Consider the following 16,189-nt stretch of genomic DNA (forward strand, 5'->3'; position numbering starts at 1 on the left):
TTCTGCTCACCCCTTCCCAGATATTGATAAAAGTCTGGGTACAACTCTATAGAACAAAGGTGGTTACTTCCTATGAAAAAGGAGCATAAAAAGGAAACATTCTGGCACTTTGTCCTGCGTTATTTATTTATCGCGTTTGGTGCTGGCCTAGCAGCAGTTGCACTGGAATTATTTTTAATACCTAACTCTGTCATCGACGGTGGGATTATCGGGATTTCGCTGATCGTCAATTATTTAAGCGACATCCCCTTCGGTATTCTCATTCTGCTTTTCAACATCCCTTTTGTATTTTTCGGATACAAGCATATCGGCAAGAACTTCTTCCTCTCTTCCACTTTCGCCATCGTATTTTTGGCGGTCATTGAATTTCCCCTGAAAGCAGTCGGTCCCTTTGTGACAGATCCGCTTCTTGCGACAGCTTTTGGAGGAATACTTCTTGGTGCGGGTGTAGGTATCGTCATTCGTAACGGAGGCGCTTTGGATGGAACGGAGATACTAGGGATATTGCTGACTAAAAAAGTGCCCTATTCCGTAGGGGAATTTGTAATGTTTCTTAATATCTTCATCTTTGGTTGGGCAGGATTTGTGCTCGGTCCTGAAAAAGCGATGTATTCGATTTTGACCTATTACATAGCGGCGAAAGCGATCGACGCAGTGATTCAAGGGTTCGATGAGACGAAAGCAGCAATCATCGTTTCGGATGAATACGAAGAAATGGCAGCAGCGATTGGCAAGCGTCTAGGTCGTTCCGTAACGAAGTTGCATGGTAAAGGCGGATTTAGTGACAATGAAAAGGATGTCATCTATGTTGTGGTGACACGTCTTGAGTTGACCAAGTTAAAAGAAATTGTTCACGATATCGATCCGTCTGCATTTACAACTATTATGGATACGCAAGAGACGCACGGTTCCCGGTTCAAGTCTGCAATTCATTGATGGAAGAAAGGGCTGCCGCAAGAAGTCATTCGAATGACTCTTGTGACAGCCCTTTTAATTTTGTTCCTATTCCTTTCCATAGATAACTCATTCTTTGCAAATTGAACTAAATAATCCGTTTTAAGTACCAGGCTCCTATAACAAGTGCCGCGATTGTTATTGAAGGATTAAATTTATAGGAGTGCCAGTAGTGGAAGTCTTATCTGTTTTAACTTTGGCATCTTCCCTTTTTATCTGGATAGAATTTCTACTCCTAGTATAGACAGCCTTTCCATTATGCATGCTGATACCAAATAGCAATCAGAATGGAGAATTACTATGCAGGAAATAAAAAGAATTGAGAATCCGTTTTCAGTTGGTATGAATCGATTACTTTGGATGCTTCTAGGAATGTCCATTTTCGATGCGCTGGCTACAGATTTCGGATTACGTTCCGGGTTCATTGAGGAAGCGAATCCAATAATCGCTACAGTATATGAACAGACTGTTTACGGATTCTATTTTTTGAAGCTTGGATTCCCTTTTAGCCTGTTTACTCTTCAATCGGTTCTTGCCCATTCCAATTTAGTGAAAACACTTCTTCAATTTACTGTCGGTCTTTATGGAATCATTTCCGGGATTCATGTTTTCTGGATACTGCTATACTTACAATAATTGAACACCTTGCATTTCATCTGAAATCGTGTTGGTGCTATACTGTCAGTAAAACGATTTTGTGAAATGGCGGGTACATAGATGAAACAGACAATCGGAATTCTCGCGCATGTGGATGCTGGGAAAACAACTTTTTCAGAACAACTTCTTTTCTTGACGAAACAGATCCGGGAGCGCGGCCGGGTGGATCATCAAGATGCTTTTTTGGATAATCATTCAATTGAACGTGCCCGAGGAATCACTGTGTTTGCGGAACAGGCGGAAATTGAATATGAAGGCTGTGCATTCACTCTGATCGATACCCCAGGTCATGCCGATTTCTCCCCGGAGATGGAACGTGCGGTTCAAGTCATGGACGCAGCAATTGTATTAGTTAGCGCTGTTGACGGTGTTCAAAGCCATACGGAGCGCGTCTGGCAATTGTTGAAAGAGGCGAAGGTTCCCACATTTTTATTCCTGAATAAGATTGACCGGGAAACAGCTGATGCAGCTGCCATTATGAGAGAAATTCAAGAGTCGTTGTCGGTGGATTGTTTCGACCTGGAACAAATCGGTAATGACGGATCGATGTCTGAGGAGTTAGTGGAGTGGCTTGCGGAGCGTGATGACTCTTTACTCGATCACTATTTGAACAGTGGGTATGATGCGGATTACTGGATGCAGATGTTAAAACTGCTTGTGCAGGAAGGGAAAGTCTTCCCTTGTGGAAAAGGATCTGCACTGAAGGATATGGGTGTCGAGTCTTTCTTTTCTTCATTCGTCCATCTTCTCAATCGTCCAAAAACGGATGAGTTCCGTAAGCCATTTGCAGCATCCGTCTATAAGATTCGTCACGATGAAAATCGGCAGCGCATTACGTACTTGAAAGTTCTAAATGGGACTCTGCATGTGCGCGATGAGTTAACCGTTAAAGGACTTTCTGAAAAAGTCACACAAATCAGGGTCTATACTGGCACCAAATTCACTGCAATCGCTGAAGCGACAGCAGGAGACTTAGTCGCTGTGACGGGCCTGACAATTGCTTCGGCTAGTGACGTGTTCGGTCTTGCAGAAAAAACACAACCATTCAGTTCGATACCTGCTCTTAAGGCAGCTGTCCAGTATGATGCTTCCTATTCCAGTAAAGACGTCTGGAACGTATTCAGCATGCTCGACGCAGAAGATCCGACTTTACATGCGGTTTGGAACGAACATAGCCAGGAAATCGAAATCCGTGTGATGGGTGTGATCCAGCTTGAAGTCCTTCAACAGATTTTACAAGAGCGGTTCGATATAAATGTTACATTCGGAACACCTACTATTCTTTATAAAGAAACCATCACTTCGACAGTAACAGGATACGGACATTTTGAACCACTGAAACATTATGCGGAAGTGCACGTTGAAATGGAACCAGCTGAGCGCGGCTCAGGCATTCAATTTACATCCCGTTGCCATACGGACGCCCTCTCCCCCGGTCACCAGCGCGTTATTGAAAAGCATTTGTTTGAGCGCGATCATCATGGAATCTTGACGGGTTCGCCACTCACTGATATTTCAGTGACATTATTGACGGGCCGTTCCCATAATGAGCATACCTCTGGCGGCGATTTCAGAGAAGCCCTATTCCGAGCGCTTCGGCAAGGATTGGAACAAGCTGAGAATCTGCTTCTTGAACCGTACTATAAATTTAAAATGAAAATCGACAGTGATCTCATAGGACGTGCATTGACAGACATCCAAACGGCCTATGGAAATTTTGTTGCCCCAGAAACTGTCGGGAGTCAAACGATTGTCACTGGACGTGTTCCTGTTGCAACATTCATGAACTACAGTACAGAATTCGCTTCCTACACAGGCGGTAAAGGTGTTCTTGTTTTGACTCTGGACGGATATGATGCTTGTCACAATCCCGAAGAAGTCACAAAGCGCATCGGGTACGACAAATCAGCTGATCCTGAATACTCGTCTTCATCGGTATTTTGTGCAAAAGGCAAAGGGTATGCGGTTCCTTGGCAAGAAGCGAAAGAGGCCATGCATTGTGAGGTTGAGTAGAAAGGAAGTGATTTCTTGAAACGAGTCATTATCACTGGATATAAACCCCACGAGCTCGGTATTTTCGATGCAAATCATCCTGGCATTAACATTATAAAGAAAGCCTTATCAGACAGGCTTCAAGGACTCGTTGAGAACGGATTGGAATGGGCTATTATTAGCGGTCAGCCTGGGTGTGAAACGTGGGCGGGACAAGTCGTGGATGAGTTGAGAAATATATATCCGAGTCTTCAGCTGGCACTCATCACCCCATTTTTAGAGCAGGATAAAAATTGGAACGATACGAAAAAGCAAGATTATGAAGAACTTCAGCTTATGGCGGATTACCAAGTGAGTTTAACGAAACGCCCGTACGAAGCACCCTGGCAATTCATCGAGCGGGATAAGTTCTTGTTGAGGAATTCGGACGGATTGCTTGTCGTTTACGATGAAGAGAACGATGGATCACCGAAGTTCATGAAGCGGATGGCAGAAAAGTTTGCGGAGAAGCAACCGTATGAAATCTTAACCATTTCTGCTGATGATCTGCAGCTTATTGCAGAAGATATCCAGCGTGCGGAGCAAGAAACTTTCATGGATTTCTGATTTGACGAAGTATATTGTCCGCGGGGACAACAAGATCGTAGATAGGCATATAAGGACTGAGTTGTAAGGTTTCTTGGTTAGAAATCATTGGGACACCACCTGACTGTAATGCATTTATGATATAACAAACGTAAAGAGCTCATCACCTGTTTCACGGATGATGAGCTCTTTATTTTTCAATTAGAAGGTTTTGACTGTCTAAAGATGAATGACGAACCCCCTATGATTGGAGCAGAAGGCGGCGACTCCGGAGGGATTAGCGAAAGCCGTAACGAGGAACGGCTTTTGCGAGTAAAAGCGAAGCGTTAGGAGCACGTGTTTTCGAAGACCCTGAACTGAGCAACACGAGGGTGATGAGTGCTGCCTTAATTTCAGCAAAGTTCGCTAAAATACGGCAAATCGAACTCTTCGTCGTTCGATTGGCTGAAATCGAGCCTCTCGGAAAGCGTCCGCCTGGAGCGCAAATCAACAGTCTCCCACGCGTAACCAACTATGAATGGACTTTTTCAGTGGCCCCCACGTGCACTCTGTCTTTTTTGTATTAAAGAATTGAAGTAGTCATGAGGATCATGGACATGAAGAAAATGGTCATGTAATTGACGGAGTATAAGAACATCCATTGGGCCCATTTGTAATCATCTTTCATGAATAATCCCGCTAACGCAAGGATGAAGAAACCGATGTTCATGATTGTTGTCAGTACGATGAAACCTGTACCGAATGCTGCCAGGAAAAATGGCAGTGGCAAAAGACATGCGCTATAGACGATCGACTGGCGCTTAGTCATAGGTATTCCCTTGACAACCGGAAGCATCGCAACGCCTGCTGCACGGTATTCATCCACTTTTTTAATGGCAATTGCAAAAGTGTGAGGCATCTGCCAGATGAACAATACCAAGGCCAATACAATCGGAACCATATGATAAGAGGGTCCTACTGCTGCCCACCCAATTAGTGGGGTTACAGCGCCTGACACACTGCCGATAACCGTATTGAGTGTGTACTTCCGCTTTGACCACATCGTATACAGGACGACGTACGTAAACCACCCTACAAATCCGTAAATTGCTGCACTTGGGGAAGCCGCGTATAGCAGGATGACCCCTAATACGGATAACCCGATCCCAATTTTAAGGATTGTTTCCATAGAAATATTACCGGTTACAGTAGGTCTTTTCTGAGTTCGTGCCATCACTCGGTCCAAGTCCACCTCATACCAGTTATTTAACGTAAGAGCCCCAGCCATAAGCATCGTACTGCCCGCCATCGTTAAGAAAAAAAGAGTAATATATTCCGAAAATGTGCCTCCATAGAAATAGATAGCAAGCCAGAATCCTGCGAAAACAGGAAGGATATTTGCAATTAGCACAGGACCTTTAAATAAATATTTCAGATCATTAGCAAGCGTTGACGCATGCTGTTCGTTTTCAAGAGTTCGCTCCATAGTTTTTTGCATAAGTTCGCATCCTTTGAAGAATGATAAAAGGTAGTAGACGTGTTTCCTTCATACTACTATATCATCATTCGGACAGAAACAGAAAGACATGAAATGAAGAAAATGTGACATTTCTCTGGAATTCCATATTTTTAAAAGGGACGGACTCATATTCCACAATTGTTTGGTTAACGATAACTATACATTACAGTAACAGTTGCGCGTATTTCTAATGTACCCGGCTCAATTCGCGGAGCAGCGGCCATTTTCCCCATTTGAACAGCGAATGGGACAGCTTCACTTTGTAAAACTTCTTGAATAGTAACAGGAACATGATTCAAAACAACTTCAGCCGCTGTCGCAAGCGCTTGTGCATGAGCTTTCGCATTTTCAACTGCTTTACTTAACGCCTGCTCATAAAGATCTGTTATCTGTTCGATTCCGAACTGTAGGGAAAACACCTCTGTTGCACCTGACTGTACAGCAGCGTCAATGATCGACCCTATACTCGACACGGCCCTCGAAGTCACACGAAGCTGATGATGTACTTCGTAATCTCGAAAACGCTGCTGTCCATCGATGTAATCATATTGTGGAGAAACTGTATACGATGAAGTCTGGATGTCGTTTTCCTGTACATCTAACATGGCCAGTCGAGAAATTACAGACTGGGAGCGTGTCGTATTTTCAGCTTGGGCATCTGCTAATTGTTCAGCATGAGTTATGATTCCAAGCTGAATGGTGACCAGATCAGGTTTTCCCGTGACGCTTCCAGTTCCTGTGACAACCAGCGTCTGACTTCGTTGTACACTCATTTGCTTATCACCCTTTCCGTGGTTTCGAAGACCTTTCCCTTTACTTTCCTATACTATTCAACTGGGGTCAAATCCGTTTTGCTGGATCGATAGAGGGAATAAGAAAAACAATTGAAAGGAGTCGATAAAATTGAAAAACACTGAAATAGCTGCACCCACTAATCGAGGTAAATTAACTCGGAATATTTTAGTACCTATAATTGGTGGTTCACTCACCGGTTGGCTAGCGAATCGAAATACCCAAAAGCAATATGCCAACCTGGAAAAACCTTCGTTCAGCCCGCCTCCTTCTGTATTTCCAATCGCTTGGACGGCTTTATATGGATTGATGGGTTATGCGAAATACCGGGCAGAACAACATTCCAAGCCGAGCGTAGCACGAAAAGTACTGACCCCCTATGAACTGCAATTAGGACTGAATTACATCTGGTCCTTTCTCTTTTTCAAATGGAATTTACGTGGGACAGCACTTATCGAAATGACTATTTTGTTTGCGATGATTTCGTTAACCGCCTATGAGTTCAACAAAGTCGACAAATTGGCTGGAAAATTACTCGTTCCTTACTTAGGCTGGGTTTCGTTTGCATGGATGTTGAATTACTCCATTTGGAAACTGAACAGAAACTGATCCAAAAGGTTTTTTTCACATCAGGATACGTTCCCTTCAATTATGGGTATAGAACGCTTAAGAACTACTGCACTCATTATTGAATACAAGGGGTTATGCACATGAAATGGCGAGGACGAAGGGAAAGTTCAAATGTAGAAGATCGGCGAGGCAGAGGTGGAACTGTAATTGTCGGAGGTGGAATCGGGACCGTCGTCCTGGCACTCGTTGTGCTATTTCTAGGCGGCGATCCCTCAGAATTACTCGGTTCAATATCTGGTGAGGACACTACTCAGAACCAACCTTATGAAGAAACCGCAGAAGAACGGGAGCTATCAGACTTTGTCTCGGTTGTTCTAGCCGATACGGAGGATGTATGGGCTGACGTATTTGCTGAGGTCGGAAAGGCATACGAAGATCCGACACTCGTCATGTATACAGGCAGTGTTCAGTCCGCATGCGGAACAGCAAGTTCAGCTGTCGGGCCATTCTATTGCCCAGGTGATGAGAAGCTTTACATCGATTTAAGTTTCTACGATGAACTCAAAACGAATTTCCAAGCTCCTGGCGATTTTGCGATGGCGTACGTCATTGCCCATGAAGTCGGACACCACGTGCAAAAACTGCTCGGAACAAGCGACAAAATGAATACACTTCGAAACCGTTTAAGCAAAGAGGAATACAACAAGTATTCGGTGAGACTCGAACTGCAAGCCGATTATTATGCCGGTGTGTGGGCAGGACGCGCAAAACAAAAGGATCTGCTCGAAAAAGGTGATTTGCAAGAAGCCTTGAATGCAGCAAGTGCCGTCGGTGACGATACGATCCAAAAACGTTCCCAAGGATATGTTGTCCCTGAAAGCTTTACACACGGAACATCGAAACAGCGACAAGATTGGTTCTACAAAGGGTTTGAAACTGGAACAATTGAAGGCGGGAATACATTTGTAGGAATGAATTTCTAATTTCGGAACTAAAAAACGTTCGAACTTGTCCTTACATTGACAAATTCGAACGTTTTTTTATCTACTTGGTCGCACTATATGTGCGTATGGATTAGGCGTTCCCTCGAGCAAATCCTGAATGATTGCAGCCCCTGCCATCGAATAACATGTCCCATTGCCTTCAAACCCAAGCAAGTAGTAGACATTGTCTTGATGAGGCGCCCTCCCCATGAATGGCAACCCATCTTTGGAGATACCAAATAACGAATTCCAAGCATCTTCAATCTCAACGTCGATGTGTGGAAACATTTCTTTAATTTCATCTAAGATTTCCTGACCTTTTCGTTGGATGAATGCCGGATCATCATACAGGTCACTCGATTCTTCGTCCAATCCCCCAGCAATCATTCTGCCGCCAGGTGCCGTCCGGAAATAGAGGTACGGCTTTTTCGTCTCCCAAACCATGACCTGATCTTTCCAAAGCTCCCCCTCTATCGGTGTTGTCGCAATTGCAAATGTCTGATTCATTTGCGCTTTCCCATTCAGCTCGCTATAAAGCTTGCTGTAGCCGGTTGCGATAATGATCGAGTCGAATGAAATATGAGCCCCGGATTCACTCTTGATGGCATTTTCAGTCAGGGAGTCCATGTCAACTGCTGTATGTTCAAAATAGGTAACGCCCATTTTTATATTTTCAGCAGTCAACGCCTGTATGAATTGGTAAGGGTTCACTTCAGCATCATGCCATGTACGCAATGCTCCAGGTTTATCGATTCCATATTCCTCAACCAACTTCTGGTGAGCTAAAAACTCTGCTGGGAAATCGTATTTTTTTAAGTAGCTGTACTCCCTTTTCAATTTATCTACATCATTTGGCGTGGAAGCATAGTAGATACTGTCGCGCAAACGATATCCTGTGGTTTCAGGTAATGTTGAAGCGATCTTAGTTAACTCATCCATGGATTCCAGACACATTCTGTAGAATAGGACAGCGTCGTCTTCTCCGATTTTGTCAACAAATTCAGAGAGCATCGTGTCGCTCGCATACTGAAGCAGTCCAGTATTGGCAGAACTACTCCCTTTTCCGACTTCAGCACGGTCGATGACTGTGACGTTCTTCCCTGCAGATGCCAATTTGAAAGCAGCTAATGTCCCTGACATTCCACCTCCTACAATTAAGATGTCTGTATGGATATCCTCTTCAAGTGATGGAAAACTTGATGTTGGTTTTGCTGTTTTATCCCAATATGTTTGTCCTGTCGTCAGCTTCATAAGTATCTTCCTCTCGTTTACGTTCAACTCTAACGGCTATTCCCGCTAATGGAGTGAACACAAACCTGGAAAGTGAAAATTATTACCGGTATTTGCTACGTCGCAAAGATAATTGCTCCACGACAATCGCTACAATCGTACCTGTAATTAATCCATTGGATAATACCGAAGCAAGAACAGCTGGCAATTGGGCAAAGCTTACTGAAGGGACAAACATGATTCCTACTCCAGTCATCAGACCAATCGCGACCGCTTTCCTCGCACGCTCTTTTTCAAGATCCTCATCCAGTTCTGCAAATGCCATGGACACCATCTTCGTGAAAATGACAAACGTCACAGCATAGGCAACTGGTGCTGGCAACGCAGAAAATATTGCCATGATAGCAGGGAAAAACGTCACCACAACTATGAATGCACTGCCCACGATGAATGGAACGATAGATGCCATTCCAGTTGTCCCAACAAATCCCGCAGCCCCGGAAATCGGTACTGGACCTATTGCAGAAAACACACCAGCCAAAAGGTGGTTGATGCCCGAAACAAATGATCCTTGACGGACGCGGTCTTCAACTTGCAACGAAAACTTCTGTTTGAGCAAATTCTCCATAACACGCATGGAAGCTAACATATTGGCGATTAACAGCAAGGTGATAAAAACTGTTGTCATTGCAACACCGCTATCCCAAACAGGCGGCCCATAGACAAAAATTTTCGGCAGTTCAATAATCTGGGCGGAGACGATTGCGACACTTGGCGCACGTCCAATAACCGCAAAAATCGCCCATCCGATCACTATGGAGAACAACACTGCATATTTGGATACCCATTCCCGCTTGTTGGCCATTGCAACAAATGTAATAAGCAGAACGAGTAAGCTGCCCGTTACAATGCGAAGATCGATCACATCTTCACCAGTTTCCACGCCTGCCATTCCTTTTACAAAGGTTCCGCTCAGCTGTAAAATCAGCAACATTAAATAAGTGAACGTGATAGCGGGTGTAAATAGTTTTTTCATTTTTGTGATGACGCCTGCTGCCGAAAGGATGATGAACAACACGCCACTGTACAGCATGCCGCTTTGGAGTGCCTGTAAGGCTTCTCCGGGAGCGCTGTAAAACACACCCACCATCCCTGCGTATACGACGAAGATCCCCCACCACAAACCGGCTGGTCCCTCATTGATCGGCATCTTGTGTCCTAGAAATGCTTGTAATAGGCAGGCAACTCCTAAAACGAACATGGTCCGTTGTAAAAACAAGGCCGTATCCACTGAATCCATTCCGAATACGTGGGCGATTGCAATCGGTGCAGCGATGGAAGAAGCCATTAAGAACACTGCCCATTGAATGCCTCCCACAAGTTGTTTCATGTGCAATCCCTCCATTGGATCCGCTCGATTTTTTGTTTCTCAGTATACCATGCAATTTACCATTAGTTGAGGAACACTGTCGATTTTAAAAGGATGTTACCGCTTGATTTGGAACGGTTGTGGGTACAAGATAGATATAGAACGATCGAGAGAGGATGGTCACTCATGAGTTCCCAATTTGACGAAATGCGTCAGCGACTACAGCATATTGGAAATTTATCCAATTACGTAGAAGAGCTATTTACAAAACTACCCGGTAATTTAATTTCTGAGAAACAGCGAAAGAAAATGATGGAGATCATGATGGATGATGATGAGTTACAAAACTTATTGGAAGGCTTGAAAAACCCACGTCCACCGCGATTTGTATTGGTCGGCAGGACAGGCGTCGGTAAAAGCAGTCTTATTAACGCACTGAGCGGTCGCTATCTAGCTGAAGTGAGTGAAGTGGAGATTGGCACGAAGGAAGCAAAATGCTATGCATACGAGGCGGATGGGCATATTTACTTCGAGGTGATTGACACTCGGGGTATAGGCGAATCGGAAACGTTCGACTCAAAAGCGGAGGATACTTTAAAAGATGTGATTCAGTCGTTCCAGCCGGATGCTGTTCTATTTTTACAAAAAGCCACGGAACGTGCTCATATCGATAAAGATCTTGCCATTACCAAAAAGATTATGAAAAAAGCTGCTGAAGGACTTCCGCTGATTGCTGTGATAACACAAGTGGATGATTTGAACCCTTCTCGTATAAAAGAGACGGACAACTATCCTGCTTCAAAAGTGCAACTGATAACAGAGAAAACGGAACAGCTGAAAAGGATTTTCGAACAGAATGATCTGGAAGTTTCGGCTTTTCTGCCAGTATCATCTTACATCGAATGGTCAGATGAAGAGGACGCTAACCGCTCCATTGAATTTGATGGACGTTACGGGATCGAGGAACTGATCGATTTTTTAGAAGACAGCCTGGACATCCGGGCAGCGATCCATCTCGGGTTATCGATTCGACTGAACACTATTTCTGAACGGATTGCTTCGCGTTTCATCAAAGTCTTTGCGGCGTTGGCTGGAACAGTCGCACTGAGTCCGTTAATCGCGACGGACATCGCGGTTCTGCTTGCACTGCAATCGATTTTGCTTATGATTATCGCCTATCTCTCTGGCCGTGAACTTGATTTTAAAACCGCGCGTGAAGTATTGGTGTCGCTAGGCGGAATCGGCGCAACCGGTTTTACGCTGCGCATGATTGCCCAACAAGGGAGCAAATTTGCGAATCTCGTCGTTCCAGGAGCTGGTTCTGCTATTAGCGCAAGTATTGCTAGTGGCGGAACATATGCAATCGGAAAAGCTGCAGTTGCCTACTTTTTGCGTGGAGCTGATGAAAAAGAGTTAAAGGCCATAGTGAAAGATGCACGTCAGGAATACGAAAAAGACATGTAAAAAAGGATGAGCAGAGTGCTCATCCTTTTTATATTAAAACGTTATGGTTTGTGGCTCTTCACCTTTTTTGTTCATCACACGCATGGAATCCGGTACCACTTTTAAAATGACTAAATCGGGATCTTCCGGACCGTCGAACCAAGGTTTCATATGATCATTCCAGACCTTTTCCTTGAGTCGCTTTTCATCTGAAATCGTGACCGTCCCTGCTATTTCCAAGAAAGCATCCCCATATCCTTCGTCATTGTATCCAAGCAGAATATGTGTATTGGGATTTTTCTCAAGTTCGTCAACTTTTTCTGTTTTTTTAGATGTGGCTGTGTATAAAGTAAAGTTTTCGTGATAAAACGTCATATATCTGCTGAAAGGTTTGTTCGCCTCTACAGTTGACATCGTTCCGATATGACTCGTATTCAAAATATGTTGTGCAGTTTCTTTTGCATTCATAATACCCTCTCCTTTTTGTCCAGTTAACGTTAGTCTTCCTTCAATCGACCAAAATTAAACATGAAGCGGGAGCAGTTGTTATCGTTTAGAGGTGGTTGCAGGTGACACAAGTGTAATGACATACCCGATCCCAGCACCAATAATTGCGGGTAAAAGCCAGCCGATCTGCTGCTCGTACAGCGGCAAATGCTGAAGAATATCGGCGACTGGTTCGACTGTGATTCCTCCACCGGCAAGACCATCAAAAATACTTACTAGTGCTGTTCCGAGTAACGCAAGAACATAGACAACCGGTCGTCTGCCAAATGCGTTATCTACGAAGGACAATAGCATGAGAACAATAGCAAGAGGATAGATCATCAAAAGCACCGGAATGGAAAGTGAAATCAGCTGAGTAAGCCCCACATTTGCTACTACAGTGCTGAATATTGCAAAAACCATAACAAATTTCTTGTATGAAAGGGCAGGTACCACTCGAGAAAAAAATTGAGCACAAGCAGAAACGAGACCGACTGAAGTAGTCAAACAAGCAAAAAGGATGGTGACCGCTAAAATAATCGGACCAAATGAGCCATACAACAGTTCAGAAGCAAGTGATAAAACAATGCCGCCATTTTCTTGAAGCCCTATCGGCTCAAGACTCGTTGCACCTATGAAACCTAACGATATGTAAACGAAGCTTAAACCGATAGCCGCGACACTGCCAGCAATAATCATCGATTTCATTAGGCCTTTCGAGGTTTTTACGCCCTCTGCATGAATCGCAGTCGTAATGACGCTACCGAAAATAAGTGCTGCGATGACGTCCATCGTCAAGTATCCTTCGACAAAACTTTTAAAGAAAGGATGGGCACCAAACGCTTCATCGGGTTTGTTAATCGTACCAATCGGATCAACAAAGCTCTTGATGGCTAGAAGTGCAATCACTAAGAAGAGAATGGGTGTTAAAAACTTCCCAATCCGGTCAACAAGTTTTGCTGGATTGAGTGCCAGCCCAATAGTAATCGCAAAAAACAGAATACTGAATACAATTAGTGGCCATTGCGCAGTAGCTGCTCCATCAGACAAAAATGGTAAGATTCCGATTTCGTACGAAACTGTGGCTGTCCGAGGTATTCCAAAAAACGGACCAATTGCTAAATATACAATCATAGTGAAAATCAATCCGAAAACTGGATGAACACGATCTGCGATAGAGCGTAAATCGCCTCCAGCATGCGCGATTGCCAAAACTGCTAAAAGCGGTAAGCCAACCCCCGTAATCAGGAAACCGAACATGGCGATGGCCAGGTCGCTTCCTGCTAATTGACCTAGTTTTGGCGGAAAGATAATATTTCCAGCGCCTAAGAACAACGCAAATAGCATGAGACCGATAATGAAATTCTTTTTAAACGTCAATACTGTCACAACTCCTCAACAAACTATAAATAAATGGATTAGACAATCTTTTCTCACTTTAGAGCGTAACAAACATTCATCGAATTATAAAGGATTTTGTCGAAATCGTTTTGGGTAGAGTTAATATGGATCCAATTTAGTTGCCATCTAGAACTCGGCTCGTTAAAATGCTTTATTGGTAAAACAATTACGGAGGTCATTTAAAATGAAAAAAATACTACTCGTAAGTGCGTTGACTTGCTTGCTAGCGGGGTGTACGAGTAATGATCCTGCACAAAAGTCGGATACCCAAGACCAGAGCATGTCTTCCTTGGAAGAAAACTCAATCAATATTCCGCCTGACGACCACATTGAAGCGGAAAAACAAGCTTCTGAAAACGGAGCTGACAATAGCGGACTTTCGACATTCGAGGAGTACAGTAAGGTGGCAGAAGTGGCACCTATCGAAGGCCTCAAAGGAATCGTAGAGACGGATAACTCAGGAACAAGGGTCCTCCTCTTTGAAGATGAAAGCGGTCAAAAAACAATAAAAAGCATTTATGTGAAAAAAGAAAATCGTTTAAAAGTAATCTCTTCAGATGAAAATGATTTACTATATAACGACATCCTGAAATAACACATCGAAAAGCCCATTCGCACCATTGCGAATGGGCTTTTCATATCTTATTTCAAATAACGGCGGGCTCCTGAGAATTCGGTGTGATATGGCTCCGCATCCATTGAAAGGATTTCAACTGTTTTCTTAGGATTTGGTGAATGAATCATTTTTCCATTTCCGATATACATGCCAACATGATGTACAGATCCTTTTCCTTTGTTATAAGCAAAGAATAGTAAGTCACCTGGTTGAAGTTCACTCTTTTTCACAGCTGTGCCATGCGTAGCCTGGACACTCGCATCCCGAGGAATATCGATTCCATGCTGTCTATATACGGAGTACGTGAACCCGGAGCAATCCAAACCGAATCCAGAGGTACCGGCCCATAGATATGCCAACCCATTGAATTTTTTAGCTGTAGCTAATATATCCTGTGATGTCGGCGTCTTAACTTTATTTCCTTGTTCAAGCACGTTGACATCTTGTTTCTTTACATATTTCACTCCATCTGTTGCTGTCTGGACTTTTACCCAATCCCCTTGGACGTCCAGTACCGGTAAAATCGTGTTGAAACTGATTTCCATGAACGGCCGAGCTGTTGTCTCACCGTGATACAAGTTTGTGATGGGGGCTTTCACCATAGCAGTTGCACACTTCCCATAATCCGCATAAGACTCTTTAATGTGGGACGCAGGAACCCAACCTGGATAGCCTGATTTGTTTTTAGGTGAGTACTGGTCTTTGACAGCTATTTGTATCCAACTTCCCGATGTCTTCAGCACAACTACTTCTTGCCCATAGAGCGCTTGTGTTTCTGTTTTACCGACTAGCCATTGTTTCTGGGGTATGGTCATCGACTTCGTCCATTGACGAATATCAGATGGGGTCGAAACAGCTGGTCTGTCAATGACCCTGGCAGCATTAGGCGCTGTCCATAGTGTAGTAACCGCAACATTCACATGATAAGTCTTCTTCGCAGCAGGTTCGAAACACGTTAACGCTTCTCTAAACTCCGGCTTCAGAATCCGTGCGATGAAAATGCCGAAATGAGCACGAGTTAACGTCATCTCAGGTTTGAACGTATGATCTGGATAGCCGAAAGTGATGTTGTTTGCGAATAGAATACCAATCGATGGCGCTGCAAAACTTTTAGTATTCACATCTACAAATTGGAATTTCTTAGCGCCGCTCGGAGACTGCAACTCGAATGCCCGTACTAGAATCGCCGCCATTTCGGCACGCGTTAAAAGCGACTTAGGATTAAATTCCCGTTTCAGATTCCCGACCATAATTTTTTCATCGATTACTGTTGCAATGATGTCGTAGCCAGGGAATCCTTTCTTCACGTCAACTACAGATGGATCAGGACGATTTGTGGTGTCCAGTTTCAGTGCACGAACGAGCATTTCAGATGCGTCTAATCGTGTAATGGAATGGTTGACTCCATAAGCAACGGATGGACCTGATGTGACAATGCCTTGTTCAGCGAGAAATTCAAGTTCAGCTTTCGCTGCGTATTGGTCACCGACATCACTGAATACTTTTCCTGCTGATGCGGGACTGGTCACTGAAAATATAAGTGCGACGATAAGAAATGGGAAAATGATTTTCTTAATCATTAGAAGCCTCCTGATAGATTTTGTACCTATACC

The 16,189-nt window shown here is 43.9% G+C and carries 15 protein-coding genes; 8 read left to right on the plus strand and 7 right to left on the minus strand.

The window, feature by feature from the left end; all coding sequences use genetic code 11:
* The first annotated feature begins 72 nt into the window (after positions 1 to 72).
* The 4 genes from ABE021_RS13115 (at position 73) to ABE021_RS13130 (ending at position 4,209) form a co-directional block, all read left to right on the plus strand.
* Positions 73 to 936 carry a YitT family protein gene (locus ABE021_RS13115; protein WP_430289232.1) on the plus strand — a complete coding sequence of 288 codons (864 nt, stop codon included), beginning with the start codon at positions 73 to 75 and terminating at the stop codon, positions 934 to 936.
* 318 nt (positions 937 to 1,254) lie between these two features.
* Positions 1,255 to 1,590 (plus strand): DUF5658 family protein, encoded by a 336-nt coding sequence (locus ABE021_RS13120; protein ID WP_430289233.1) that lies wholly within the window; start codon positions 1,255 to 1,257, stop codon positions 1,588 to 1,590.
* 81 nt (positions 1,591 to 1,671) lie between these two features.
* The gene (locus ABE021_RS13125; protein WP_430289235.1) at positions 1,672 to 3,624 is read left to right on the plus strand and encodes a GTP-binding protein; all 1,953 of its coding nucleotides are present in this window, start codon (positions 1,672 to 1,674) and stop codon (positions 3,622 to 3,624) included.
* Positions 3,625 to 3,639: 15 nt separating this feature from the next.
* On the plus strand, positions 3,640 to 4,209 hold the full coding sequence (locus ABE021_RS13130) for an SLOG family protein (protein ID WP_430289236.1): 570 nt from the start codon (positions 3,640 to 3,642) through the stop codon (positions 4,207 to 4,209).
* 541 nt (positions 4,210 to 4,750) lie between these two features.
* On the opposite strand, the gene cyoE is transcribed toward ABE021_RS13130, so the two are convergent.
* Together cyoE and ABE021_RS13140 are read right to left on the minus strand one after the other, a co-directional pair.
* On the minus strand, positions 4,751 to 5,665 hold the full coding sequence (gene cyoE / locus ABE021_RS13135) for a heme o synthase (RefSeq protein ID WP_430289237.1): 915 nt from the start codon (positions 5,663 to 5,665) through the stop codon (positions 4,751 to 4,753).
* Positions 5,666 to 5,832: 167 nt separating this feature from the next.
* Positions 5,833 to 6,459, minus strand: coding sequence for an SIMPL domain-containing protein (locus ABE021_RS13140; protein ID WP_430289239.1), 627 nt, complete (start codon positions 6,457 to 6,459; stop codon positions 5,833 to 5,835).
* Positions 6,460 to 6,589: 130 nt separating this feature from the next.
* Between ABE021_RS13140 and ABE021_RS13145 the strand changes: the two genes are divergently transcribed.
* Positions 6,590 to 7,087 carry a TspO/MBR family protein gene (locus ABE021_RS13145; protein ID WP_430289241.1) on the plus strand — a complete coding sequence of 166 codons (498 nt, stop codon included), beginning with the start codon at positions 6,590 to 6,592 and terminating at the stop codon, positions 7,085 to 7,087.
* Between the two features lie 101 nt (positions 7,088 to 7,188).
* Positions 7,189 to 8,031: a KPN_02809 family neutral zinc metallopeptidase gene (gene ypfJ / locus ABE021_RS13150; RefSeq protein ID WP_430289242.1), complete on the plus strand. Its 843-nt coding sequence runs from the start codon at positions 7,189 to 7,191 to the stop codon at positions 8,029 to 8,031.
* A gap of 57 nt (positions 8,032 to 8,088) precedes the next feature.
* Here ypfJ and ABE021_RS13155 read toward each other — a convergent pair whose 3' ends face one another.
* The gene (locus ABE021_RS13155) at positions 8,089 to 9,282 is read right to left on the minus strand and encodes an NAD(P)/FAD-dependent oxidoreductase (protein WP_430289244.1); all 1,194 of its coding nucleotides are present in this window, start codon (positions 9,280 to 9,282) and stop codon (positions 8,089 to 8,091) included.
* Positions 9,283 to 9,364: 82 nt separating this feature from the next.
* On the minus strand, positions 9,365 to 10,651 hold the full coding sequence (locus tag ABE021_RS13160) for a purine/pyrimidine permease (protein WP_430289245.1): 1,287 nt from the start codon (positions 10,649 to 10,651) through the stop codon (positions 9,365 to 9,367).
* 165 nt (positions 10,652 to 10,816) lie between these two features.
* Here ABE021_RS13160 and ABE021_RS13165 point away from each other — a divergent pair, with 165 nt between their 5' ends.
* Entirely contained in the window at positions 10,817 to 12,094 is a 1,278-nt protein-coding gene (locus ABE021_RS13165; RefSeq protein WP_430289246.1) for a GTPase, read from the plus strand.
* Positions 12,095 to 12,127: 33 nt separating this feature from the next.
* Here ABE021_RS13165 and ABE021_RS13170 read toward each other — a convergent pair whose 3' ends face one another.
* Both ABE021_RS13170 and brnQ read right to left on the minus strand, forming a co-directional pair.
* Positions 12,128 to 12,541 (minus strand): pyridoxamine 5'-phosphate oxidase family protein, encoded by a 414-nt coding sequence (locus ABE021_RS13170; protein WP_430289247.1) that lies wholly within the window; start codon positions 12,539 to 12,541, stop codon positions 12,128 to 12,130.
* A 78-nt stretch (positions 12,542 to 12,619) separates the two neighbouring features.
* Entirely contained in the window at positions 12,620 to 13,948 is a 1,329-nt protein-coding gene (brnQ, locus tag ABE021_RS13175) for a branched-chain amino acid transport system II carrier protein (protein WP_430289248.1), read from the minus strand.
* A gap of 196 nt (positions 13,949 to 14,144) precedes the next feature.
* Here brnQ and ABE021_RS13180 point away from each other — a divergent pair, with 196 nt between their 5' ends.
* Positions 14,145 to 14,555, plus strand: a complete 411-nt coding sequence (locus ABE021_RS13180) for a hypothetical protein (RefSeq protein WP_430289250.1) — start codon at positions 14,145 to 14,147, stop codon at positions 14,553 to 14,555.
* A gap of 47 nt (positions 14,556 to 14,602) precedes the next feature.
* On the opposite strand, the gene ABE021_RS13185 is transcribed toward ABE021_RS13180, so the two are convergent.
* On the minus strand, positions 14,603 to 16,156 hold the full coding sequence (locus ABE021_RS13185; RefSeq protein WP_430289251.1) for an NlpC/P60 family protein: 1,554 nt from the start codon (positions 16,154 to 16,156) through the stop codon (positions 14,603 to 14,605).
* Between the last annotated feature and the right edge of the window lie 33 nt (positions 16,157 to 16,189).

It is taken from the genome of Sporosarcina gallistercoris (assembly GCF_050459885.1).
Classification (GTDB): Bacteria; Bacillota; Bacilli; order Bacillales_A; family Planococcaceae; genus Sporosarcina; species Sporosarcina gallistercoris_A.